The 22,616-nt window shown below is 70.2% G+C and carries 17 protein-coding genes and 4 pseudogenes; 15 read left to right on the top strand and 6 right to left on the bottom strand.

The features are described 5' to 3' along the window. Window positions 1–576: 576 nt before the first annotated feature. Window positions 577–966 (top strand): annotated as a pseudogene (locus ACFV9D_RS00265) (ABC transporter transmembrane domain-containing protein); the annotation flags it as partial. A 65-nt stretch (window positions 967–1,031) separates the two neighbouring features. On the opposite strand, the gene ACFV9D_RS00260 reads toward ACFV9D_RS00265, so the two are convergent. Beyond that, the gene (locus ACFV9D_RS00260) at window positions 1,032–2,153 is read right to left on the bottom strand and encodes a sensor histidine kinase (protein ID WP_385138502.1); all 1,122 of its coding nucleotides are present in this window, start codon (window positions 2,151–2,153) and stop codon (window positions 1,032–1,034) included. Next, window positions 2,150–2,830 (bottom strand): response regulator, encoded by a 681-nt coding sequence (locus ACFV9D_RS00255; protein ID WP_385138499.1) that lies wholly within the window; start codon window positions 2,828–2,830, stop codon window positions 2,150–2,152. The genes ACFV9D_RS00260 and ACFV9D_RS00255 overlap by 4 nt, the downstream gene beginning before the upstream one ends. A 245-nt stretch (window positions 2,831–3,075) precedes the next feature. On the opposite strand from ACFV9D_RS00255, the gene ACFV9D_RS00250 reads away from it, so the two are divergent. From ACFV9D_RS00250 to ACFV9D_RS00235, 4 genes and pseudogenes are all read left to right on the top strand, one after another. Then, window positions 3,076–3,294, top strand: a complete 219-nt coding sequence (locus ACFV9D_RS00250; RefSeq protein WP_385138497.1) for a hypothetical protein — start codon at window positions 3,076–3,078, stop codon at window positions 3,292–3,294. Window positions 3,295–4,178: 884 nt separating this feature from the next. Continuing rightward, window positions 4,179–4,412, top strand: a pseudogene (locus ACFV9D_RS00245) (TerD family protein); the annotation flags it as partial. 139 nt (window positions 4,413–4,551) lie between these two features. After that, a pseudogene (locus ACFV9D_RS00240) lies at window positions 4,552–5,134 on the top strand (TerD family protein). Between the two features lie 109 nt (window positions 5,135–5,243). Next, on the top strand, window positions 5,244–6,500 hold the full coding sequence (locus ACFV9D_RS00235; RefSeq protein ID WP_385138495.1) for a DUF418 domain-containing protein: 1,257 nt from the start codon (window positions 5,244–5,246) through the stop codon (window positions 6,498–6,500). Between the two features lie 372 nt (window positions 6,501–6,872). Here ACFV9D_RS00235 and ACFV9D_RS00230 read toward each other — a convergent pair whose 3' ends face one another. The 3 genes from ACFV9D_RS00230 to ACFV9D_RS00220 form a co-directional block, all read right to left on the bottom strand. After that, entirely contained in the window at window positions 6,873–7,226 is a 354-nt protein-coding gene (locus tag ACFV9D_RS00230; RefSeq protein ID WP_385138493.1) for a hypothetical protein, read from the bottom strand. Then, a complete protein-coding gene (locus ACFV9D_RS00225) occupies window positions 7,193–7,720 on the bottom strand; it encodes a LysR family transcriptional regulator (protein ID WP_385138491.1) in 528 nt (175 codons plus the stop codon). The genes ACFV9D_RS00230 and ACFV9D_RS00225 overlap by 34 nt, the downstream gene beginning before the upstream one ends. A gap of 129 nt (window positions 7,721–7,849) precedes the next feature. Beyond that, a complete protein-coding gene (locus ACFV9D_RS00220; RefSeq protein ID WP_385138488.1) occupies window positions 7,850–8,740 on the bottom strand; it encodes a LysR family transcriptional regulator in 891 nt (296 codons plus the stop codon). A 65-nt stretch (window positions 8,741–8,805) separates the two neighbouring features. Between ACFV9D_RS00220 and ACFV9D_RS00215 the strand changes: the two genes are divergently transcribed. The 7 genes from ACFV9D_RS00215 to ACFV9D_RS00185 all read left to right on the top strand — a co-directional run bounded on the left by ACFV9D_RS00215 (window position 8,806) and on the right by ACFV9D_RS00185 (window position 15,901). Beyond that, window positions 8,806–9,240 (top strand): VOC family protein, encoded by a 435-nt coding sequence (locus tag ACFV9D_RS00215; protein ID WP_385138486.1) that lies wholly within the window; start codon window positions 8,806–8,808, stop codon window positions 9,238–9,240. Continuing rightward, complete coding sequence (locus ACFV9D_RS00210) at window positions 9,204–10,802, top strand: MFS transporter (RefSeq protein WP_385138483.1); 1,599 nt, start codon at window positions 9,204–9,206, stop codon at window positions 10,800–10,802. Before ACFV9D_RS00215 ends, ACFV9D_RS00210 begins: the two co-directional genes overlap by 37 nt. A gap of 237 nt (window positions 10,803–11,039) precedes the next feature. After that, the gene (locus tag ACFV9D_RS00205) at window positions 11,040–11,711 is read left to right on the top strand and encodes a DUF4097 family beta strand repeat-containing protein (RefSeq protein ID WP_385138481.1); all 672 of its coding nucleotides are present in this window, start codon (window positions 11,040–11,042) and stop codon (window positions 11,709–11,711) included. Window positions 11,712–11,829: 118 nt separating this feature from the next. Continuing rightward, the gene (locus tag ACFV9D_RS00200) at window positions 11,830–14,106 is read left to right on the top strand and encodes a DPP IV N-terminal domain-containing protein (RefSeq protein WP_385138478.1); all 2,277 of its coding nucleotides are present in this window, start codon (window positions 11,830–11,832) and stop codon (window positions 14,104–14,106) included. A gap of 160 nt (window positions 14,107–14,266) precedes the next feature. Then, a complete protein-coding gene (locus tag ACFV9D_RS00195; protein ID WP_385138475.1) occupies window positions 14,267–14,944 on the top strand; it encodes a DUF998 domain-containing protein in 678 nt (225 codons plus the stop codon). A gap of 56 nt (window positions 14,945–15,000) precedes the next feature. After that, the gene (locus tag ACFV9D_RS00190) at window positions 15,001–15,210 is read left to right on the top strand and encodes a DUF4287 domain-containing protein (RefSeq protein ID WP_385138472.1); all 210 of its coding nucleotides are present in this window, start codon (window positions 15,001–15,003) and stop codon (window positions 15,208–15,210) included. Window positions 15,211–15,304: 94 nt separating this feature from the next. Beyond that, entirely contained in the window at window positions 15,305–15,901 is a 597-nt protein-coding gene (locus ACFV9D_RS00185) for a dihydrofolate reductase family protein (RefSeq protein WP_319194396.1), read from the top strand. A gap of 221 nt (window positions 15,902–16,122) precedes the next feature. Here the strand turns inward: ACFV9D_RS00185 and ACFV9D_RS00180 are convergent. Further along, window positions 16,123–18,684: pseudogene (locus ACFV9D_RS00180) on the bottom strand (AMP-binding protein); the annotation flags it as partial. Window positions 18,685–18,909: 225 nt separating this feature from the next. Between ACFV9D_RS00180 and ACFV9D_RS00175 the strand changes: the two are divergent. Genes ACFV9D_RS00175 through ACFV9D_RS00165 form a run of 3 tightly spaced genes read left to right on the top strand, consistent with a single transcriptional unit; the run spans window position 18,910 to window position 22,584 of the window. Continuing rightward, on the top strand, window positions 18,910–19,929 hold the full coding sequence (locus ACFV9D_RS00175; protein ID WP_385138469.1) for an iron ABC transporter substrate-binding protein: 1,020 nt from the start codon (window positions 18,910–18,912) through the stop codon (window positions 19,927–19,929). 49 nt (window positions 19,930–19,978) lie between these two features. After that, window positions 19,979–21,538 carry an ABC transporter permease gene (locus ACFV9D_RS00170; RefSeq protein ID WP_385138466.1) on the top strand — a complete coding sequence of 520 codons (1,560 nt, stop codon included), beginning with the start codon at window positions 19,979–19,981 and terminating at the stop codon, window positions 21,536–21,538. Then, window positions 21,535–22,584, top strand: coding sequence for an ABC transporter ATP-binding protein (locus tag ACFV9D_RS00165; protein ID WP_385138464.1), 1,050 nt, complete (start codon window positions 21,535–21,537; stop codon window positions 22,582–22,584). The genes ACFV9D_RS00170 and ACFV9D_RS00165 overlap by 4 nt, the downstream gene beginning before the upstream one ends. Window positions 22,585–22,616: the final 32 nt, after the last annotated feature.

Genomic DNA, 22,616 nt, shown 5'->3' with positions numbered 1-22,616 from the left:
GCCCTCCTGACCAGTGCGACACCTGGTCGGAGGGCGGTCGTCCGTCGCAGCGGACGGCTCCGTTCGCGGTGCATGGGCCGGTGGTCATGGCGCACCTTCCCGGGCGAGCGCCAGCCGCGAGGCGGCACGGTTCTGATCCTGAGCCGCTGACCTTGACGGACGACCCCGTCAGCGCTGTGTTCCTCTGGTCACACTATGGGCGGGCTTCTCCAGCCACTTGGCGGGGGTCCACCCGTCGATCGCCGGATGGCCGACGGAGAGCCCGAGCTCTCAGGCTGGGGGCATGACCCACCGTACGCAGGAGAAGGTGCCCGCTACCGCCCGTCGGTCCCCGGCCCAGACAGTGACTCGACGTGACGTCGGGCGGCCCAGGGGCGAGTTCTGGGAGCTCCTCGTCATGGCGTTGGTGGCGAGCGGCCTCCTTCTGGCTGCCGCACGCCCTGATCTCCGCGATGCGTTGTGTACCCGCTCGCCGTGACGGCCGCCGAACTGGCTCGCTGAGCCGAGGCCCTTCTGCGGGCCGATGCCCCCCGCCGCTGACCAGGCGCGGGGCAGACCACGTAGGAAAGGAATCTTGTGAACACCGCATCCGCCCCGGAGGCGAGGGTGCCGAGTCCCTGCGCGTCCACGAGACGCTCAAGGCGCTGTACGGATATGTCCGCCCGCACCGGTGGGTCGTCGTGCTCGGTCTGCTGTTGGCGCTGGTGGAGGCGGCCGGAGGGCTGCTGCAGCCGCTGGCCACGAAGGTGCTGGTCGACCGGCTCTCGTCCGGCGGCACGCTCTCCACAGTCCTGCTGGCGCTGACTGTCCTGGTGCTGCTGAGCACGGTGGCCGAGGCGTTCGGCGCCCATGTGCTCGAGCGGACGGCGGAGTCGGTGGTCCTGGCCGCCCGCCGCAGCCTGATCGGCCGGCCGCTGCGGCTGCGGCTCCCGGCGGTGGATCGGATGCAGCCGGGCGATCTGCCGGGCGGATCCGGAGGGTCACGCATGTTGAAGCGGACCAGGCCTCCGGAAGCATCGGCTGGCTTGTTGTCAGGAGGGCCGGGCGGGGGCTCGTAGTTCGATCTTGTATCCGCCTTGTGGGGTGGTTTCGGCGCTGAGGGTGCCGTCGAGCAGTTCAGCGCGTTCTTTCAGGCCGATGAGTCCGTGGCGGGCGCTGGGCAGGGCGACGGTCGGACGAGTAGGAGTGGTGTTGGTGATGGTGACGCCGAAGTGGTGGGCGTCGTGCCACAGGTGGACGTCGGCGCGGGCTCCGGGGGCGTGTTTGCGCACGTTGGTCAGGGCTTCCTGGACCGTTCGGTAGACGGTGCGCTGGGCGGTGGTGCTGATGTCGGCCGGCAGCTCTCCGGACAGGGTGGTCTCGATGCCGCTGTTGGCGATGAGCTGCTGGAGGTCGGCGAGGGTGGGCTGGGGGGTGAGTTCGGTTTCCTTGCCGCCAGAGGCGCGGAGCAGGGTGACCATGTGGCGGAGTTCGTCGAGGGTGTTCGCGCTGAGGGTGCGCATGGTGCGGGCGGCCTCGCGGGCGTCGGGGTCCTTGGCGGCGACCTGCAGGGCTCCTGCCTGTACAGCGATGAGGCTGACCTGGTGGGAGACGACGTCGTGCATCTCGCGGGCCAGTTGGGCGCGTTCGCGGGCGAGGACGGTCTGGGCGTACAGGGCGCGTTCGTGCTCCCTGGCCTCTTCAACTTCGACGAGCTGGCGGGCCACGTCGTGCCGGGCCTGGACGAGCTGGCCGAACAGGACGGGGGCGACGGCCGTGGCCAGCGTGTACACGAACTGGACAAGCGTCCAGGTCCGGTCGCCGTCGAACCCGTCGGACAGCGGCCAGGCGAGGGTGCCCGCAGTGGCGTTCAGCAGCGCGCAGCCGGCCAGCAGCGGGCGGTTGCGGGTGGACGCGGCCAGTGTGTACAGGGCGGCGATCGGGGCGACCGCGACGTCCATGAACAGGGTCATGGGCAGGGTCAGCAGGAAGACGGCCAGCGGGAAGCGTCTGCGCAGGAACAGTCCGGCGGAGCCGACGGCGGCGCAGGCCCACATCACAGGGGTGCCCTCGCCCAGGAGGTTGATCCAGGCGTCGAGCGCGGCCAGTATCACAAGGCCCGTGTCGACGGCCCAGGGCGGAAGGCGCCGCCACAGTGCCCGGCCCGTGCTCATCGTCCGTTGTCCCGTGTCGGGCCGTCGTCGGTGCGCGTGAGCAGTCCGGCGCGCTCAGCGAGGAGTGCGGCCTGGACGCGGCTGGTGACCCGCAGTTTGGTGAGGATCGAGCTGACGTGGTCCTTGACGGTGCCCTGGCTCAGGTGGATGCGGGTGCCGATGTCTGCGTTGGAGAGTCCTTCCGAGATCAGGGTGAGGACGTCGCGTTCCCGGTCGCTGAGCAGGCTGACGCGCGCGACGTCCGCGTCCTGAGGTACTCCGGCCCCCGGGTGGCTGCGGAGCAGCGCGCGTGAGGCCTTCGGTGACATCACCACTCCACCCGCGGCCAGGGTGCGGACCAGCTGGGCGAGCTGTTCGGGCTCGGTGTCCTTGAGGAGGAAGCCGGAGGCCCCTGAGCGCAGTGCGGTGAGGATGTACTCGTCGGTGTCGAAGGTGGTCAGCATGGCCACGCACGGCGGTTCGGGCAGTTCCTGGATCTGCCGCAGGACGGTCAGGCCGTCCACGTCCGGCATGCGGATGTCCAGGAGCACGACGTCCGGCAGGTCGCGTCGGATCACGTCGGCCGCCTGGGCGCCCTCGGCGGTCGCTACGACCTCGATGCCGTCGGACGCGTTCAGGATCATCTGGAACCCGGACCGCACCAGGGCTTCGTCGTCCACCACCACTACCCGGATCACCGGCGCTCCGCCTCACGCTCTCATCTGCTCTGTCCAGCTGCTCTGCGACCCCGCCCAGGTGCTTCGCGTGCTTGTACGGGTTCGCCTGACGTCGACCGTACGTCCGGCAGGGTACGTGGTGGCGTGCTCACCCCTGGAGTGTGGACACCCGGCGGGTCGGCTCCAGCCGTTCGGGGGGTGCGCTCCGGCCGGTCGGCAGAGCCGACGGGCGAGGCTCGGCGGATGGCGCCCGTCGTCCTCGTACCGTGGGATCGGTCCATGCGATCGGTCTGTGGCCCCGCGCCGAGTCCGGAGGCCGCAGCCGATGTCCGTACCGTTTCGAGGACCGCCCCGCTCTGCCCTGCCTGCTCCTGCGTCAGCCCGTCCGTGCCCTGCGCCGCCTGGCCGAGCGGCCCCATGTGCTGGTCGCGGGTGTGTACGGCGCGGTGCTGGCCAGCTCCCTGGTGGCCGCCCTGTCGGAGTAGGGGGAGACGGGGCCCGCAGCACTTTGATGAGGTACTTGGCGTTGCCGGGGTAGCCGGTGAGCACGACCGATGCGGGAAACGACTTCTTCGCATGCCCCGGCCGCTATATCTGGCCGCCGGCCGAAGGTTGTCTGCTGCCGGGGACCGGCAGCGTCTGCTTCTCCACCAGGTGAGTCGTGAGGTGTCGGCAGGGCCGGCGAAGTGGTCCACCACGGCGCCCTGCGTCCGATGCGCAGGCGCAAGCGCGCGGCGTGGAGTACTCGCCCTTGTTGTGTTCCCGCACCCGGTCGCGGAGGGGAACGGACAGCACCGCCAGCACATTGGGCATAGCCATGACACGCAGGTACCAGACGCTCGCCGTGGCCGCCGCGCGGCGGCACCGCGGGGTGACCACGGTCGGGTGAGGCTTCACGGCTGCGGTCGCCGGGGTGGTTGATGCAGATTCGTGAGGATCCGGAGGATTCACCACCCGGCAACGGGTCATACGTACCCCGCCAGGTGGCGGGGGTGGCGGAGCGGCGACGGTCCCGGTCTGTGACCGCCGCCGAGCGGCGGATGATCCTCCCGCCGTATGGCGGGTGGTGACCGGTCACCCGTCGGATACAGCCGGGCCGAAGCATCGGCGAGGTTGGGGACGTGCAAGCCGGGACGCCGGGAGCGTCGGCCCTGTCCGACGGACGGATGATCCGGTGTCCGCTGGCCGTGGCCGTGGCCGTGGGTCGGCCAGGAGCAGAAGCAAGGAGCACCCATGTCGGCCACCAGCCGGACCCTGCTCGCCGGTGCCGTCGCAGCGGTCGTTGCCTGTCTGCCACGCCTTACCGCCTGCCGCCCAGACGGGACCTTGCGGTCCTCCTTCGAGTGCACCCAAGCCAGGGGAAAACGTCATGAGTGTTTCGCTGTCCAAGGGCGGCAACATCTCGCTGAGCAAGGAGGCTCCGGGCCTCACCGCGGTCCAGATCGGCTTGGGCTGGGACGTACGCGCCACCACGGGCGCCGACTACGACCTGGACGCGGGCGCGCTGCTGTGCGGCGAGCGCGTCGAGGTCGCCTCCAACGCGTTCTTCGTCTTCTACAACAACCTCACGAGCCCGGACGGTTCGGTCGAGTACGCCGGTGACCCCAGGGACGCCCGTCCCGCCCCTCTCTGCCGGCCGTCGCGTGGACATCCCCTCCGCGCGCGGCGGCGGTTCCTACCCGCCGACCGTCCCGCTCGGCCCCGGCCACCCCCTTCGCCTCCACCCACTACGGGAGTTCTTCATGTCCATCGACCTCACCAAGGGCCAAAGGATCAGCCTGACCAAGCCCGACACGACCCCCCTCAGCCACGTACGGATGGGGCTGGGCTGGTAGGCGCGGACGCGCACGGGCTTCTTCGGAAGGCTGATGGGCCCCATCGAGATCGACCTCGACGCTTCCGCGGTCCTGTACGCGGGCCGGCGAGTCGTGGAGGTCGTCTACCTTCCAGCACCTGACCGGCATCTTCGGTGCCGTGAAGCACTCCGGCGACAACCGCACCGGCGGCGACGGGCCGGGGGACGATGAGGCCATCACGGTCGACTTCACTCGGATGCTGGCGGAAGTGGACCAGATCGTCTTCACCGTGAACTCCTTCACCGGCGCGACCTTCGACGAGGTCGAGAATGCCTGCTACCGCCTGGTGGACGACTCGACGGGGGCTGAACTCGCCCGGTACACCCTGTCCGGCGGCGGCTCCCACACCGCCCAGATCATGGCCATGATCTCCCGGATCAACGGGGCGTGGCAGCTGACCGCCATCGGCGAACCCGCCTCTGGGGCCACCTTCCAAGCCCTCCTGCCCGCCATCGACCACCACCTCTGATCCGTCCGCCCGGCCCGCCGGTCGGCGGGGTGGTCCCGGCCGGTCGGCGGGGGTGCCACCGAAACCTGCCGGATGGTCCGCCTCGGCACGGCACCGGGAGATTGCTCGTATGACACAGATACAGCCGCCGCAGGCGACGTCAGCTCCGCGGGAGATCGCGTCTCCCGTGCCCGCAGCCTCGCCCGGCTCCGCCGGAAAACCTTCGGGCGGCCCCTCGATGGGACGCCTGGTCGGGGTGGACCTGGCCCGTGCGCTGGCAGTGTTCGGCATGTACATCGTCCACATCGGCCCGGTGCTCTCTTCCACGCACGGCGCCGGCACCTGGGTCCGGTACCTGGCCGACGGGCACTCGTCGGTCCTGTTCGCCACCCTCGCCGGGTTCTCGCTGATGCTGATCGCCGGCCGCCGCGAGCCGAAGACCGGCCTGGCCGGCCGGCAGGCGAAGGCCCGGATCGCGATCCGCGCCGTGGTCCTGCTGACGCTGGGCACCGTGCTGGCGATGGAGTACGGGGGAGTGATCATCCTCGGCTTCTACGGCGTCTACTTCCTCCTCGCCCTGCCCCTGTTGCGGCTGCCCGCCAAGGCACTGGCGATCACCGCGGCCGGGCTCGCGCTCGTCACACCCCAGCTGGCGTTCGTCCTGAACTCGCGGCTGAGTGAGTCCGTCCAGCAGACCGTCGACGCCTACGACCCGCTCAAGAAGCTCAGCGAGGTCGGCGTGCTCGACCTGCTGCTCACCGGCTTCTACCCGACGATCACCTGGATGTCGTTCGTCGTCGCCGGCATGGCACTGGCCCGCCTCGACCTCTCGGCCGTCTCCGTCCAGCGTCGCCTGGCCGCGCTCGGCGCCGCCCTGACCGTCGGCGCGTACGGCCTGTCCCTGCTCCTGGCGGGCAAGGACGCTCTGCGTAGCATGGCGGAGGACGGCAAGTCGTCCGCCGGGTTCGAGAAGGCGTCGTCCTTCGGCAGCGGATCCTTCGAGGCCCCTCAGCGGGCGGCCTCGGAACTGCTGTCTGCCGGGCCGCACAGCGGCACCACCTTCGACATCATCGGCAGCGTCGGCGTCGCCATCCTCGTGATCGTCGGCGCGACGGTGCTCATGGACCGCCTGCCGCGCCTGCGCCGCCTGGCGAAGCCGGTCATCGCGGTGGGCACCATGTCGCTGACGGCCTACGTCGGCCACTTCCTCGCGCAGTCCATGGTCGGCGTATCGGCCGGCGAAAGCACCCAGACGTCCTGGATCCCCGTGCTCACGTTCATCTTCGGGGCGATCGTGTTCGCCGCGGTCTGGTCCCGCTTCTTCCGCCGCGGACCGCTGGAGGCGTTGCTCAACGCCGCCACTAAGCCGGCGAAGTACGTGCGATGACGCAGGACCGGGGCGGGCGGTCTTTCATGGCCCGCCCCGGCTCAGACGGGCCCTCGCGGCCTGCTCACATCGACCGCGCGGTCCGGCGCCGCCGAACGGCTGAAACAGGCCCCGAGCGGCTCGGACAGGAGCGCTCGACGCCGCCGTCCGCGGACAGGGGATCCGAGGGTCGGATACGGCGGCGCTGCGGCCGGGCTCACGGAGCCCTGTGGAGCGTGCTCCTCGCGCGGCAGGGACCGGCCCCTCTTGCCTTGTACGTGTTGTCGCCCCGGAACCGGAATCCACATGGCCTTCGTCCTCATCGTGATCTCGCGACCGATGTTCGGCACTTCCTCGGCCGGGGGTCGGTGCGTGAGGCTGGCCGAAAGCCCCTCACAAGGACATCGTGCCGAGCTCGCGGGCGACGGCTACGAACGACCGGACCATCGGGTTGTCATTGTCCGAACGCCAGACCCGGCCCCAGCGCAGCATCGGGGCGTCGTGGAGGTGCAGGTACGTAATGTCCGGGCGGACGTGGAAGCGGGTGACCTGGGCGGCGAAGGAGTGGACGGCTTCACCCGAGGAGATGATCACGAACAGCGAGTCCAGATCAGTGGCGACGCAGATGTTCCGCTTGATCGTCCGGCCACTGGGCGTGTAGAAGGGCATGAACGCGTCCTGCCAGTAGTCGGGCTGCAGCGACTCCCCGCCGATCACGCCGTGGTCGGCGAACACCTCCAGGGACACCGACGGCGGACCGCCAGTCGGTGGTCGGAGGCCACGGCTGCGACCCGGGGCTCCTCGAACAGCACTGGGCCCACGGTGAGATCCGGATCCTCGACGGGGAGCCAGGCGAGCAGCAGGTCCGCTTCGCCCCTGCGCAGCGGCCCGAACGGATCGATGAAGCCGTTGTAGCGGAGTCGGATCCCGCACGTCGGATTCAGGGAGCGGAAGGCATCCCAGAAGGGCCGCAGTTCGTGTGCGTTGGAGACCAACAGGTTGATCCGCAGGATGTCCGTCTTGCCCTGGGCGGTGAGCCGCGCCCGGTCCATGCTCGCCTTCAACCCCTGGTAGACGGGGAGTAGGTCGTCGCGCAGCTGTTCACCGACGGGCGTGAGCCGGACCTGGCGGCTGGTCCGCTCGAAGAGCTCCGCCCCGATGGACCGTTCCTGCTTCTTGATGGCCTGACTGACCCGTGCCGGCGACACGTGCAGCCGCTCGGCCGTCCTCCCGAAGTGCAACTCCTCCGACAGTGTCAGGAAGATCTCGATATCGCGCAGTTCCGCGCGCCCCCACGCCCCATCTGTTCACTGACTCCGGCCTCAACCGGCTTTACGCGGTCGGCCGTTGATCATCAACGTGCATGTCACTCACAGCGACATCGTCCCGAGTTCCCGGGCGATGCGTACGAACGCCCGGACCATCGGGCTGTCGTTGTCCGAGCGCCAGACCAGGCCCCACCGCAGGAGGGGCGTGTCACGAACGGGGATGTACGTGACGTCGGGGCGGGCATAGAAGCGGGTGACCTGATGGCCAAGGAGGTGGATGACCTCCCCGTCGGCAACGTACGTGTACAGCTGGTCCAGCGTCGTGACCAGGAACTTCCGTTCGATGGCACGACGGCTGGGCGCGGAGAACGGAACGAAGGCGTTCTCGAAGTACTCGGGCTGGAGTCCGTCCGGCCCCACGACACCGTGGTCCGCGAACGCTTCCAAGGTGACCGACGAGCGGCCGGCCAGCCGGTGGTCGGCGGCCACCAGTGCGACCCTGGGCTCGTCGAAGAGCACTGGCCCCACGGTCAGATCGGGCTCTTCGACCGGGAGCCATGACAGCAGCAGGTCGATCTCGCCGTTGCGCAGTGGGGCGAACGGGTCCGTGTAGCCGTTGTGGCTCAGTCGCAGACCCCACTGCGGATGCTGCGAACGGAAGGCGTCCCAGAAGGGCCGCAGTTCGTGGCCGTTGGTGACCATCAGGCCGATCCGCAGGATGTCCGCCTTGCCCTGGGCTGTGAGCCGCGCCCTGTCCACGCTCGCCTTCAGGCTCTGGAATACCGGCCGCAGATCACCGAGCAACTGTTCGCCCACCGGTGTGAGCCGTACGTGGCGGCTGGTCCGCTCGAAGAGTTGCGCCCCGATCGAGCGTTCCTGCTTCTTGATCGCCTGACTGACCCGCGCCGCTGACACGTGCAGTCGCTCGGCCGTCCGTCCGAAGTGCAGCTCCTCCGACAACGTCAGAAAGATCTCGATGTCGCGCAGCTCCACGCGCCCCCACGCCCCCGCTTGTTCGTTAACCCCTGGCTTAATCGACGTTGCATGATCGACCGTTGATGATCAACTTGTCCACACCGGATGCTCAGTGCATGAACGTCGTCACTACGAAGGTGTCGTTGACCGTGGAGGACGTAGGCGCTTCCAGCCGGTTCTTCACCACCCATCTGGGCTTTCGTGAGGTCGAGTCGGCGGAGGGTTACGTCTGTCTCCGCCGGGACGACAGCTCTGCCGAGATCGCCCTGTCCGAGCGTGACCCCGAGCTGCCGCCGCAGGCCTGGCGGGGCCAGGGGCTGGCAGATCTGGCCGTGACCTTGACCGTCACGGATGCCGCGGCCGAGTACGAACGGCTGCGCCGGGAAGACGCCCCCGTCACCGGCCCGATCCGCCAAGAGCCGTGGGGTGAGCGGCTGTTCCAGCTCACCGATCCCAATGGCGTTGTGGTCCGGCTCACCGAATGGGTGCCGCCGGCCGGCGCCCCCGAACGCAATTAGTCGAAGGGCTTCAGTTTTTCGTGGACGAAGTACGAGAGTCGCACCGGCCCGATCCACGCCGCTGGCTCATCCTGGTCGTGCTGTGCCTGAGCGCGCTGGTCCTGGTCATCGACAACATGGTGCTCACGGTGGCCATCCCGCCGCTCGCCGAGGACCTGGGGGCGAGCGCGCAGGACATTCAGTGGATCATCGACTCCTACATCCTGGTCTTCGCCGGACTGCTCCTCACCTCGGGCAGCCTGTCCGACCGGTTCGGCCGACGCCGTGTGATGGTCATCGGGCTCGCGCTGTTCGGCGCGGCCTCGGTCCTCGGGACCATCGCCGACAGTCCCGCTCAGCTGATCCTGGCTCGCGTACTGATGGGCGTCGGCGGCGCGCTGATCATGCCGAGCACGCTGTCCATCCTGATCACCGTCTTCGACGAGAAGGAGCGTCCCAAGGCGATCGCCGCCTGGGGTTCGGTGTCCATGCTCGGCGTGGTGGGCGGCCCGCTGCTCGGTGGCTGGCTGATCGCCGCGTACTGGTGGGGTGCGGTCTTCCTGATCAACGTCCCGATCGCGGCCCTGGCCATCATCGCGGCACTGGCCCTGATGCCGGAGTCCAAGGGGCCCTGGCGCAAGGCCGACCCGCTGGGCATGGTGCTGTCCGTGGCCGGGATGACCGCGCTGGTGTGGACGATCACCGAGCTGCCCAAGGAGGGCCTGGAGCGTACGAGTACCCAGGTCACGCTCGCCGTGGCGGCGCTGAGCCTGGCAGGATTCGCGGTCTGGGAGACCCGTACCGCACACCCGATGGTCCCGCTGTCGCTGTTCCGCAACCGGGTCTTCACCGGCTCCAGCCTGTCGCTGGTGCTGCTGACCTTCGCCAACGGCGGCCTGCTGCTGGTACTGACCCAGTACCTGCAGTTCGTCCTCGGTTACACGCCCACCGAGACCGGCCTGGCCTTCACCCCGCTCGCTGTCGCCGCGCTCGCCTTCAACGGCATCGGCGCCGCGCTGCTGGCGAAGACCGGCACCCGGATCATGGTGGTCCTCGGCCTGCTGCTGATCGCGGCCGGGTCCGGACTTCTGACCGGCCTGTCCTCGGGGGACGGTTGGGGACCGCTGACCACCGCGATGATCCTGATCGGAGCGGGTGCCGGACTGGTGATGCCCGCGGCCACCAGCGCCCTGATGGGGGCGGTCCCGGCCGAGAGTGCCGGTGTCGGGTCCGCGCTCAACGACACCATCCAGCAGGCCGGCGCCGCCCTCGGTGTGGCCGTGCTGGGCGCCGTCCTGTCGAGCACGTACACCTCCGAGATGCCGGCCGGCGCGCCCGAGGCCGCGCGTCACGCCGTTTCCGAAGCGCTCGTCCTGGCCGCACGCACCGGGGACGAGGGGCTGGCCGCCGCCGCCCGGGAGGCCTTCACCGCCGCGATGTCCGCCACCTTCCTGGTCGGTGCCTGCGGGGTACTGGGTGCCGCGGTGCTGGCGCTCTTCCTCATGCAGAACCGCGCGACAGAAGCGGCCGCGAAGGAGGCCGCCCGGACCCAGGATCAGTTCGCCACGGTCGCCGGACCCTGACGTACGACGTACGGCCGCTCCACGTCCCGGCCACCACTGGCTGAGGCCATGAGCGTTCACCTTCAATCCATTGCAACGGCCAGGATGGCCATCGTTGCGTTAACCTGAAGGCTGTTGCAATGATTTACTGCTTTCTACCTGCACTGATGACGATTTACCGCAACGAAGATATTGAAGGATCGCTGAACGCAACGTAGCTTTTCCCTCGCAGGAAACAACGACTCGAAGGATAGAACAATGCAGAAGTTCGACACCGCTGCCCCGATCGCCGCCGTCCTCGACATCCCGGCGGGACGCATCCGGTTCATCGCCGCCGACCGCGCCGACACCACCGTCGAGGTCCTGCCCGCGGACGCCTCGAAGGGCCGCGACGCGCAGGCGGCGAAGGAGACCACGGTCGAGTACGGCGAGGGCGTCCTGCGGATCGCGGCCCCGGAGGCGAAGAACCAGATCCTCGGCAACTCCGGATCCGTCGAGGTGACCGTCCACCTGCCCGCCGACTCCCGCATTGAGGTGAAGACGGCCAGCGCCGAGTTCCAGGGCGTCGGACGGCTCGGCGATGTCGCCTTCGAGGGCGCGCAGGGCACGGTCGAGCTCGACGAGACCGCGAGCGCCCGCCTCACCCTCCAGGCCGGCGACGTCTCGGTCGGCCGCCTGGGCGGTCCGGCCCGGATCAGCACCCAGAAGGGCGCCATCCACATCGCGGAGGCCATGACCGGCACGGTCACCCTGAGCACCGAGCACGGCGATATCTCGGTCGGCGCCGCCCGCGGGGTCTCCGCCTCTCTGGAGGCAGGCACCAGCTACGGCCGGATCCACAACTCGCTCAACAACGCCGACGGTGCCGCCTCCGGCCTGAACATCCACGCGACCACCTCCTACGGCGACATCACCGCCCGCAGCCTCTGACCCCCGTAGCTCCGAACGGCGCCCTCGCTTCAGCCCTCCCCGGCCACATCACGTCTGCCGTGATGGCGCCACCGTGGCATCACCATGCCCAAACCGACACCGAAGAAGGATAAGAAGAATGAGCACCACTCAGGACTACCAGGCTGCGGAACAGCTTCTGCGCCGGCCCGCCCGCCCCGGCGAGCTCGTCGTCGGCGACAAGGTCCGGCCGCAGTGGATCGACGGAGGGGCCCGCTTCTGGTACGCCGTGAGCAACGGTGTCGGTAAGCGGTTCGCGCTGGTCGACCCTGCGGCCGGAACCCGTGAGCCGGCCTTCGACCACTCCCGGCTCGCCGCCGCGCTGGCCGCCGCCTCCGGGCAGCAGGTCGACCCCGAGTTCCTGCCGGCCTCGGCGATAGAACTGGGAGGGAACGCCGTCGAGTTCGATGCGTTCGGCGAGTACTGGCGGTGCCGCCTGGACGACTACGTGTGCGAGCGGGCCGAGTTCACGCCGCCGGGCAGCCCCCTCGACGTACCGTCACCCGACGGGAAGTTCGCGGTGTCCCGGCGGGGCCACGACCTGTGGGCGCGCTCGCTGTCCGACGGCCGCGAGTGGGCACTGACCGCCGATGGCGCGCCCGGCCACCAGTACGGCACCGTCCCGGAGTGCACGGCGAACAGCACCCTGCTGCGCAAGATCGGCCTGCCGTACCTGCCGCCTGCGGTGGCCTGGTCGCCGGACTCGACGAAGGTGCTGGCGCACCGGACCGACGAGCGCGAGGTCCGGGAGACCCACCTGCTGGAGGCCAGGCCCGTCGACGGTGGCGCCCCGGTGCTGCACACCCAGCGGTTCGCCTACCCCGGGGACGAGCACGTACCGCTGGCCGAGCTGGTCGTACTGGACGTCGCCGCGGGCACGGTGGTCCGCGCCCAGGCCGAGCCGCTGCTCATGCCGACACTGTCGCCGATCACGATCAAGTGGGCCTGGTGGGCCCCGGACAGCTCGGCGGTGTACTACCTCGGCCGGCCGCGCGACCTGCGCAAGCTCACCCTGTACCGGCTGGACGCGGCCACCGGCGAGGTCACCACGGTGTTCAGCGAGACCGGGGCGACCCGTGTCGAGCCCAACCAGTGGGCGTATGAGCCGCCGATCGTGCAGGTGCTGGCCGACGAGGTGCTGTGGTACTCGCAGCGAGACGGCTGGGGCCACCTGTACCGGTACGACCTGCGTACCGGCGCGCTGCTCGGGCAGGTCACCTCCGGGCAGTGGGCGGTGCGGCAGATCCTGCGCGTCGACGAGGCCGAGCGGGTGGTGTACTTCACCGCCTCCGGGCTGGTCGACGAGGACCCCTACCGGCGCACGGTGTGCCGAGTCGCCCTGGACGGCTCCGGCTTCGCCAAGCTCACGGACGACGACCAGGACCACACCGTCACCCTCCCCGACCACCAGCAGCACTTCATCGACTCCGCGTCCACCGTCGACACCCCACCGGTGACGACGGTCCGCGACTGGTCCGGGCGGGTGCTGGTGGAGCTGGAGCGCGCGGACATCGGCAAGCTCGCCGCCACTGGCTGGACAGCGCCGGAACGGTTCCGCGTCAAGGCGGCCGACGGGGTGACGGACATTTACGGAGTGCTGTACCGGCCGCGGGAGTTCGACCCCGCCCGCTCCTACCCGGTGATCGACAACGTCTACCCTGGCCCGCAGCTCAACCGGGTCGCCCCGTCCTTCGACCCCGGCGGTCTGGGCCTCGACGCGGAACCCCTCGCCGCACTGGGCTTCGTAGTCGTGGCACTGGACGGACGCGGCACCCCGGGCCGGGACAAGTCCTTCCACGACGCCTCCTACGGCCACCTGGCCGACGCGGGCAATCTGGCCGACCACGTCACGGCGCTGCGGCAGCTGGCCGAGACCCGGCCGTGGATGGACCTGGACCGGGTGGGCGTGTTCGGCCACTCCGGAGGCGGGTTCGCCGCGGCCCGCGCGATGCTGGACTTCCCGGAGACGTACAAGGTGGGAGCCGCACTCTCCGGCTCGCACGACGCCCGCCATTTCAACGCAGGCTTCGTGGAGACCTACGACGGCGCGGACAACCCCGAGGCCTGGGGTCGCACTTCCAACATGGACCTCGCCGACCGCCTGGCGGGCAAGCTACTCCTGATACACGGCGAGATGGACGACCAGGTCCACCCGGACCAGACCCTCCGCCTGACCGACCGGCTCATCGCCGCCGGCAAGGACTTCGAGCTGCTCATCGTGCCCGGCGCCGAGCACACGTTCATCGACCACTTGGCCTATGTCCGTACTCGCTGCTGGGACTTCCTGGTCCGCGAGCTGCTGGGCACCCAGCCTCCTGCCTACCGCCCCGCTCCCATCGCCATCGGCCCTGAGCTGCTCGCCGAGCTGTTCGCCTGAGCCTGAGCCTGCGTCGGTGACATCGGCCCTGCTCGTGTGACTCAGTTCACGCGAGCAGGGCCGATGAGTTCGGGCCTCCCTCACGGTCTTACATGCAACGAGATTCCAGCGCCGCAGGCCCGGCCCCCGGCTGGGTGGCGGCACACGAGGAAGGCATGGGATGACCCAGACGATCAGCTCCTCCGCCACCGCTTCCGCCTCGGCCTCTGCTTCCGCCACCGCGGGGTCCGCCTCCTCGGCGCGGGTGCTGCTGAAGGGCGCAGCGGTGGCGGGGCCGCTGTTCCTGGGCGTGGGGATCGCCCAGGGCCTGACGCGTGAGGGCTTCGACTTCACGCGCAACGCCATCAGCCAGCTGAGCCTCGGCGACCTGGGCTGGATCCAGATCGCCAACTTCTTCGTCGCCGGCGCCCTGCTGATCGCCGGTGCGGTCGGGATACGGCGCTCGGCTTCCGAGGGGCCAGGTCACCGCGCGGCGCCGTGGCTGGTGGGGGTGTTCGGGGCGTCCTTCCTGGTCAGCGGCGTGTTCTCCGCCGACCCCGGGGCCGGTTTCCCGGCCGGTACGCCGGACTCCGCGACCGCCGCGCTGAGCGTGCACGGCGCGGTCCACATGGCCGGCGGCATGGTCGGCTACCTCGCGCTGTGCGCCGCCTTCCTGTTCCTGGCCCGCCGCTTCGCCGTCGAGGGGCAGCGGGGCTGGGCGATCGCCTGCCGCCTGCTCCCGGTGGGCGTCCTCGCCGGGTTCGTCGGATCCGGTGCCTCCGTACTCTCCTTCACGGCAGGGGCGGCACTCGGCCTGGCCGGACTCGCCGCAGTGACCGCCCGGCTGGCGCGCCTCTAGCCGTACCGGCACTCACGCACTCACGCACACCGGAACGAACGAAAGGCACGGACGACATGTCGGATTCCCTGCAGGGCGCCGCGTACTTCCCCTCGATCGAGAAGAAGTACGGCCGTCCGATCGCGGAATGGAAGGACCTGATCCGCACCTCCCCCCTGACCAAGCACATGGAACTCGTCTCGTGGCTCAAGTCCGAGCACGGCCTGGGTCACGGCCACGCCAACGCCCTGGTCGCCCACACTCTCGCGGAGGACAAGGCGGAGTAGTCCACACCGGCCGCCACGGAGCGTTCACACCCAGATCATTGCAATTACCTGCCATCCCATCTGAACCCAACGGATCAGGAAGCGAGACATCCCCATGCGCATTGCGATTGGTGAATTCATCAGCTTGGACGGCGTCGTTCAGGCCCCGGGGCACCCGGACGAGGACACCGACGGCGGGTTCGCCCACGGTGGCTGGAGCCACCCGTTCTTCGACCCGGAGGTGATGGGTGGCGCTCTGACCGAGTGGCAGACCAGCACCGAGGCCCTGCTGTTCGGACGCCGCACCTGGCAGACCATGGCGGCGGCGTGGCCGGACCGGGCCGGCGACCCGTTCGCCGACCACATGAACAGCGTCACCAAGTACGTCGTGTCCAGCACCCTCGGCGAAGACGAACTGACGTGGAACAACACCACACGCATCCCCGGCGACCAAGCACTGGACCAGATCAAGAAGCTGCGCGAAGCCGAAGGCCGTGACCTGGTGGTCATGGGCAGCGCGTCCCTCACCCGAACCCTGCTGGCCGAGGGACTGGTCGACGAGCTTCGGCTCATGATCCTGCCGGTGCTCGTCGGCGGCGGTAAGACGATCTACCCGGCCGACGGTCACCTCCGCACGTTCGAACTGGTCTCCACGGTCGTCAGCGGCACCGGAGTGCATGTGTGCACCTACCGGCCGAAGGCCGGGGCGTAGTCGGCAGGCGTACGGGCCAATGCCGACCAGGCGGGAGACGTTCGGGTCTTCGCCTCCGTGGGCATCCGGTCCTGCCGGCGCGGTGGCGCACTGTCAGGGCCATCCGGCAGTTGGGTCAGTAGCACCGGGTTCGGCGAGGTGAAGGGCTACGACGGCGCCCCGCTTCCCGCCCCGGAGCTTCCGGCGACCCCGTTGAAGCCGCGGGGAAGAGTGCGCTGATCTGCTGCTTCTCGACGTGGACCCTGCCGTCGGCGACCGAGCCGGGGCAGCGCCGGCAGCTTTCGGATCAGGCGGTCCGTTCCCTTGGCGTAGCCGATGCCGAAGAGGATGGCGGTGGCGAGCGACAGGGGCTCGGAGACGTCGTCCAGGATCGGGTAGATCTGCCAGTGCGTCAGGTAGATGGAGAGCGAACTGGCGGCGAGGAGTCCCGCAGCCTGGTTCACCCTGTGGTGGCTCGGCAGCGTGGGGAACCACACGAGCAGCACGAAGCCGATGAGGACGAACGTCTCGCGCCGGGGTTCGGCCGGGAAGAAGCCGGGGACAGTGGTGAGCGCGGCGAGGGTGACGAGCAGCCGTTGGGGCGTCGTGCGGGCCTTGGCGGCCGCCCAGCCCAGGGCGAAGAGCCAGAAGACGGTGACCGCGTCGGTGATGTGTGAGCGCTCGGGAAGGCCGACCAGTTCGTAGCGGGTGAGCAGACCGAGTCCTACGAGGGTGAGGGGGAGACCGTACGGGAAGCGTCGTTCCGCCCGGTCGGCGGCCGGCAGGGCCAGCAGGGCGACGGTGGCCAACAGGATGTAGACGAGTGCTTCCACGAACCACAGGTGGAGCCCCGGGCCCATGTCCTGCGGGAAGAGGGCGTTGTGGAGCAGGAGGAGGTTGGTCAGGTCGTAGTCGGCGCCGATCAGGATCGCGAAGGCGGTCCAGGCCATGCACGGCAGCGCGATGCGCGCGATGCTCCGCCCCGCACGGCGGACGCGTTCGCGTCGCTCGGCGGAGGTGAGCAGGAAGCGGGCGAAGTTGAACCCGGCCACCGCGAGCAGCAGATGCGCACCACCCCGGATCTCGAACAGCCGGACATGCGAGCCGACGATGCACACGATCGCCACCGCGCGCAGGGCGACGCTGGTCTCCAGGGCCCGGACTCGTGAGGGGGCCTTCCGCTCGGGTGTGCGGAGGTCACGGATCGGTGTGGTGTGCCAGCTCGCCGGCAGATGACCGAGGCGCTCTTCGAGGTGCAGTGACATCTCGACGTACGAGAGGGAGTCGCCGCCGAGCCCGACGAACGTGCTGTCCGGCGTCACGTCCGGACGGTCCAGGATCCTCGCGTACAGCGCGCACAGGTCGTCGCCGTCCGCCTCGCCGACCGGGGAACGGCCGGCGGCCGTCCGGTCCAGGGCACGGACGGCCTGGCGGTCGGGCTTTCCTGAAGGCAGGCGGGGAAGATCGGGCAGCAGGTGGACGGAGACCGCGCGGGCGGGGAGGCCGCACTCGTCCACGACACGTCTTCGGATCCGTCGCTCCTCCCATCCGGGCTTGTGTACGACGGCGAGGGTGAGCCGTTCGTCGTCCCCGGCGCAGAGCGCGTGCAGTCCGTGCCGTTCGAGCATCGTCTCGACCTGCTGGGGGTCGATCCGCAGGCCGAGGATCTTCAGGAACCGGCTGCGACGGCCGACGATCTCGTACAGGCCCGTCTCGGTGCGCCGTGCCAGGTCGCCGGTGCGCAACGTGTCGACGGTGCGGCCGAGGGCGAGGTCGTCGGGGGTGCGGGCGTAGCCCAGCATGACGTTCGGCCCGCTGTACACGAGCTCACCGACGCCTTCTCCGACGGAGTCCTCGACGAGTTCGAGGGAGAACGCACCGCCCGGGATCGGCACACCGATGGCCTCAGGGTGTTCGGCGGCGAGCTCCGGGGGCAGGTAGGCCATACGGGCGGTCGCCTCCGTCTGGCCGTACATGACGAAGAGGTCCCAGCCGCTCCGCTGCCCCAGCTCGGCGTAGTGGGCCACCCGTTCGGGGGCGAGACGGCCGCCCGCCTGGGTGACGTACCGCAGGTGCGGCAGGTCCATCTCGGCGAAGCCGATGCGGTCGAGCAGGTCGAAGGTGTACGGGACTCCGGCGAGGGCGGTACCGCGGGCGGTGCGGAAGAGGTCCCAGAAGCAGGCGTCCGCCACGGACAGGTCGGTGAGGACGAGTCCGGCGCCGCGCAGCAGGTGGCTGTGGACGACGGACAGGCCGTAGCAGTAGTGCATCGGCAGGGTCGTCGCGGCCCGGTCGGTGTCACGGATGCCGAGGTACGTGGCGATCGACTCGGCGTTCGCCTGGAGGTTCTCGTACGAGAGCCGGACGAGCTTGGGGGAGCCGGTCGAACCGGAGGTGCTCAGCAAGAGGGCGAGGTCGGGGTGGAATTCGTGGGCGGAGCCGGTCCGCCGCTCCTCGATCAGCCATTCGCCGGCGCCCGGACGGACGACGACGTCGGGATCGTAGGCGGCGGTCAGGGACTCCGCGGCCTCGGGGTGGTCGCCCGGCACGAGGAGTACGGGGTGACCCGACGAGAGGGCGGCCAGATGGATGACAAGGGCGCCGACGGTGTTGGCGGCGGGGAGGAGCACGAGGCGGCGCCCCGGACCGAGCCGTCGGGCGGCTTCCTCGACCCGCCGGGCCAACTCGCGGTAGGAGACCTCGCCCTCGGCGGTGACGAGGGCGGCGCGCTCGCCGTGCAGCGCGAGGCCGTGGGCGAGCGGGAGGGTGTGGCCACCGGCGGGCGGGGCAGGGAGGAGCGTCACGGGCGCATCGTAGGTAAGGCTTTCCTAATCGAGAAGGGGGGGTGTGGTCACCGGATGCTCATTTGCGGCCGGTCCGTTATCAAAGCCTGCCTTGACCATTAGGTTAGCTTTACCTTATCAATACGGTATTCACAGGTTCTCCCGGTAGTTCTTCGTCGCTCGTCGCACGACCCGTCGCCGTGGGCGAGGGGCAGCGATCGGCACGGCAGGAAGGCATCACCTCACATGCGCCGCCCCTTGGCCCGCACGCTCGCCGCGCTCACCGCGGCAGCCCTCCTCGTCCCCGCGCTCGCGAGCTGCGGCAGCGACGAACCGGCCGGACTGGTCATCTACTCCGGCCGTAACGAGAACCTCGTGAAGCCGCTCATCGAGAAGCTGGAGAAGCACCTCGGCACCAACGTCGAGGTCCGCTACGGCGACAGCGCCGAGCTCTCCGCCCAGCTCCTGGAAGAGGGCGACAAGACCGAGGCCGGGCTCTTCCTCTCCCAGGACGCGGGAGCCCTCGGAGCGCTCTCGAAGGAGAGCCGCCTGGCCCCGCTGCCCAAGTCCACGCTGGACAAGGTCGCCCCGGCCTACCGCGGTTCGGCCGGCGACTGGACCGGTGTCAGCGGCCGCGTCCGCGTCCTCGGGTACGACCCCGCTCAGGTCCCCACGCCGCCGAACAGCGTCCACGAACTCGTGAAGCCCGAGTGGAAGGGCAAGATCGGCTTCGTGCCGACCAACGCCTCCTTCCAGGCGTTCGTCACCGGCATGCGCGTCCTGGAGGGCGACGAGGCCACCCGCACCTGGCTCAAGGGCCTCAAGGCCAACGAACCCAAGTCGTACGAGAACAACCTCAAGGTCCTCGAAGCCGTCGACAAGGGCGAGGTCTCCCTCGGCCTGCTCAACCACTACTACTGGTACGAGCAGGTGGCCGAGAAGGGCGCCGACAAGATCAAGGCCAGGATCCACTACCTGCCCAAGGGCGACCCGGGCGGCCTGGTCAACGTCGCCGGCGTCGGCATCCTCAAGGGCGCCGACGACAAGCAGGCCGCCTACGCCCAGAAGGCCGTCGACTTCCTGCTCTCCGCCGAGTCCCAGACATACTTCGCCGAAGAGACGAAGGAATACCCGCTGGCCGCCGGTGTGAAGACCGCCGAGGGCGTGCCCCCGCTGGAGACCCTCCAGCCGCCGAAGATCGACCTCGGCAAGCTCGACTCGCTGAAGGAAACCCTGGCCATGCTCCAGGAAGCCGGACTGGTCTGACGTGACCTCACCGGATTCCCCCGTCCGGACGCGGCACGACACCCGCCCGGTGAGCGCCTCCGCGCCCGCCGGGCGGAAGCGTGCCGCGGGCCGTACCGACCGGGCGGCCAGGCCTTCGTGGGTCCTGATCGTGCCCGCCTGCCTCGCCGCCGCCCTCGCCGTCCTGCCGCTCGGCTACCTCGCCGTACGAGCCCTCGAACGCGGCCCGGGCTTCGCCTGGGACGTCATCGCCGACGACCGGACCGGACACCTGCTCCTGCGGAGCCTCGGTCTGACCGCCACCGTCGTCGCGGCCTGCCTGCTCGTGGGCATCTCGTTGGCCTGGCTGACCACGCGAACCGCCCTCCCCGGCGCCCGCGCCTGGTCGGTCCTCGTCACGCTGCCCCTGGCCGTTCCCAGCTACGTCACCGCCTTCGCCTGGCTGTCCGCGGCTCCCTCGCTCGCCGGATTCACCGGCTCCGCCCTCGCGCTGACCCTCGCCAGCTTTCCCTACGTGTACCTGCCGGTCGCCGCCGCACTGCGCGGCACCGACCCCGGGCACGAGGAGGTCGCCCGCTCACTCGGGCGCGGCCCGTTGCGCACCTTCCTGAGCGTCACCCTGCCCCAGTTGCGGCCGGCCGCGGCGGGCGGAGGACTCCTTGTCGCGCTGTACGTCCTCTCCGACTTCGGCGCCGTGTCCCTCATGCGGTACGACACCTTCACCCGAGGCATCTACACGTCCTACCGCGCCAGTTTCGACCGCACCCCCGCGGCCGCCCTCAGCGCCGTGCTCGTCCTCATGACCGTCGCGCTCGTCGCCGCGGAGACCCGCACCCGCGGCCGCGCCGGGTACTCCCGTACCGGAGCGGGGACCGCCCGGCGTACCGTTCCCGCCACGCTCGGCCGACTGCGGATGCCCGCCCTCGCCTGGTGCGGCGCCGTCGTCGCGGCCGCCGTCGGCTTCCCGCTCGCCACTCTCGGGTACTGGCTCGCCGTCGGCTCCTCCGCGACCTGGGACCCGGCCACCCTCACCAGCACCGCGCTCACCACCCTCGGCGTCGCCGCCGCCGGCGCCGCGCTCACCACCCTGCTCGCCCTGCCCATCGGTGTCATCGCGGCACGCCACCGGGGCCGACTCGCCCACCTCCTCGAACAGGCCGCGTACGCGGGGCACGCCGTACCCGGCATCACCGTCGCGCTCGCCCTGGTCTTCTTCGCGGTCCGCTACGCCCGGCCGCTCTACCAGGAGACCCCGCTGCTGATCTGCGCCTACGCGGTGCTCTTCCTGCCCGTCGCGGTGGCCGCCACCCGCGCCGCCGTACTCCAGGCGCCACCCGTACTCGACGACGTCGCCCGCTCCCTCGGTCGTACACCCCTGGGCGTGCTGCGCGAGGTCACCGTGCCGCTCGCCGCACCGGGCGTCGCCGCCGGTGCCGCCCTCACTTTCGTCGTCTGCATGAAGGAACTGCCCGCCACCCTGCTGCTGCGCCCCACCGGCATGGACACCCTGGCCACCCGGCTGTGGACCGAGACCGGCACGGGGTCCTTCGCCGCCGCGGCCCCGTACGCCGCCGCCCTGATCCTGTTGGCCGCCGTCCCCAGCTACCTCCTCGGAAGGCACCGCACATGAACGACCTTCAGGTCAGCGGCCTGGTCACGTCCTACGGCCCCGACGCCACCGTGCTCGACGGCCTCGACCTCACCGTCCAGGGAGGGCACCTCGCCGCCGTCCTCGGCCCGTCCGGCTGCGGCAAGACCACTCTGCTGCGCGTGATCGCGGGCTTCCTGCGCGCCGACGCGGGCACCGTCACCGTCGCCGGTCGCACCCTCGCCGGCCCCGGTGTCCACCTCCCGCCCGAACGCCGCCGCATCGGCATCGTCCCCCAGGAAGGCGCCCTCTTCCCGCACCTGAGCGTGGCGCGCAACGTCGCCTTCGGACTGACCGGCACGGAGCGCGGCGCCCGCGCGAAGCGCGTCGCCGAGATGCTGGACCTCGTCGGCCTCGGCGGCTACGGCGACAGGATGCCGCACGAACTCTCCGGAGGGCAGCAGCAGCGCGTGGCCCTGGCCCGCGCCCTCGCCCCCGAACCCCATCTCGTCCTTCTGGACGAGCCGTTCAGCGCCCTCGACAGCGGACTGCGCGGAGCCGTGCGCGCGGATGTCCGCGCCGTACTCCGCGCGAGCGGCGCCACCGCCGTCCTTGTCACCCACGATCAGCAGGAGGCCCTCTCCACGGCCGACGTCGTCGCCGTGCTCCGCGACGGCCGCGTCGCCCAGTGCGCAGCTCCCGAAGAGCTCTATCGGCGCCCCGTCGACCCGTGGGTGGCCTCGTTCGTCGGCGACGCCGTCTTCATCACCGGCACCGTCGAGAAGAGCACTGCCGTCACCGCCCTCGGCCGCATCCCCCTTGCCGCCGCCCCGGCCGGTCTGCACGAGGGCCTCGTCCTCCTCCGACCCGAACAGCTCGACCTCACCGCCCCGGACTCGGCGGGCGCGGAGGGAACCGTGACCGGTGTCTGCTTCTACGGCCACGACGCGATGATCAGCGTGGCCGTCGACGGTCACGACCGGCAGATCGACGTCCGCACCTCCGGCGGCGCGCCGGCGCGCCCGGGCGACCGGGTCGGTGTCCGCGTGTCGGGCGAGGCCACGCTGCACGCGGACCCGGCGGCCTGAGCTGCCCGCCGACACCGCCTGGGCGGCCTCGG

It is taken from the genome of Streptomyces sp. NPDC059875 (genome assembly GCF_042731085.1).
Taxonomy (GTDB): domain Bacteria; phylum Actinomycetota; class Actinomycetes; order Streptomycetales; family Streptomycetaceae; genus Streptomyces.
Note: the sequence above shows the minus strand (reverse complement) of the source record. Positions and strands in the feature narration are given on the sequence as shown.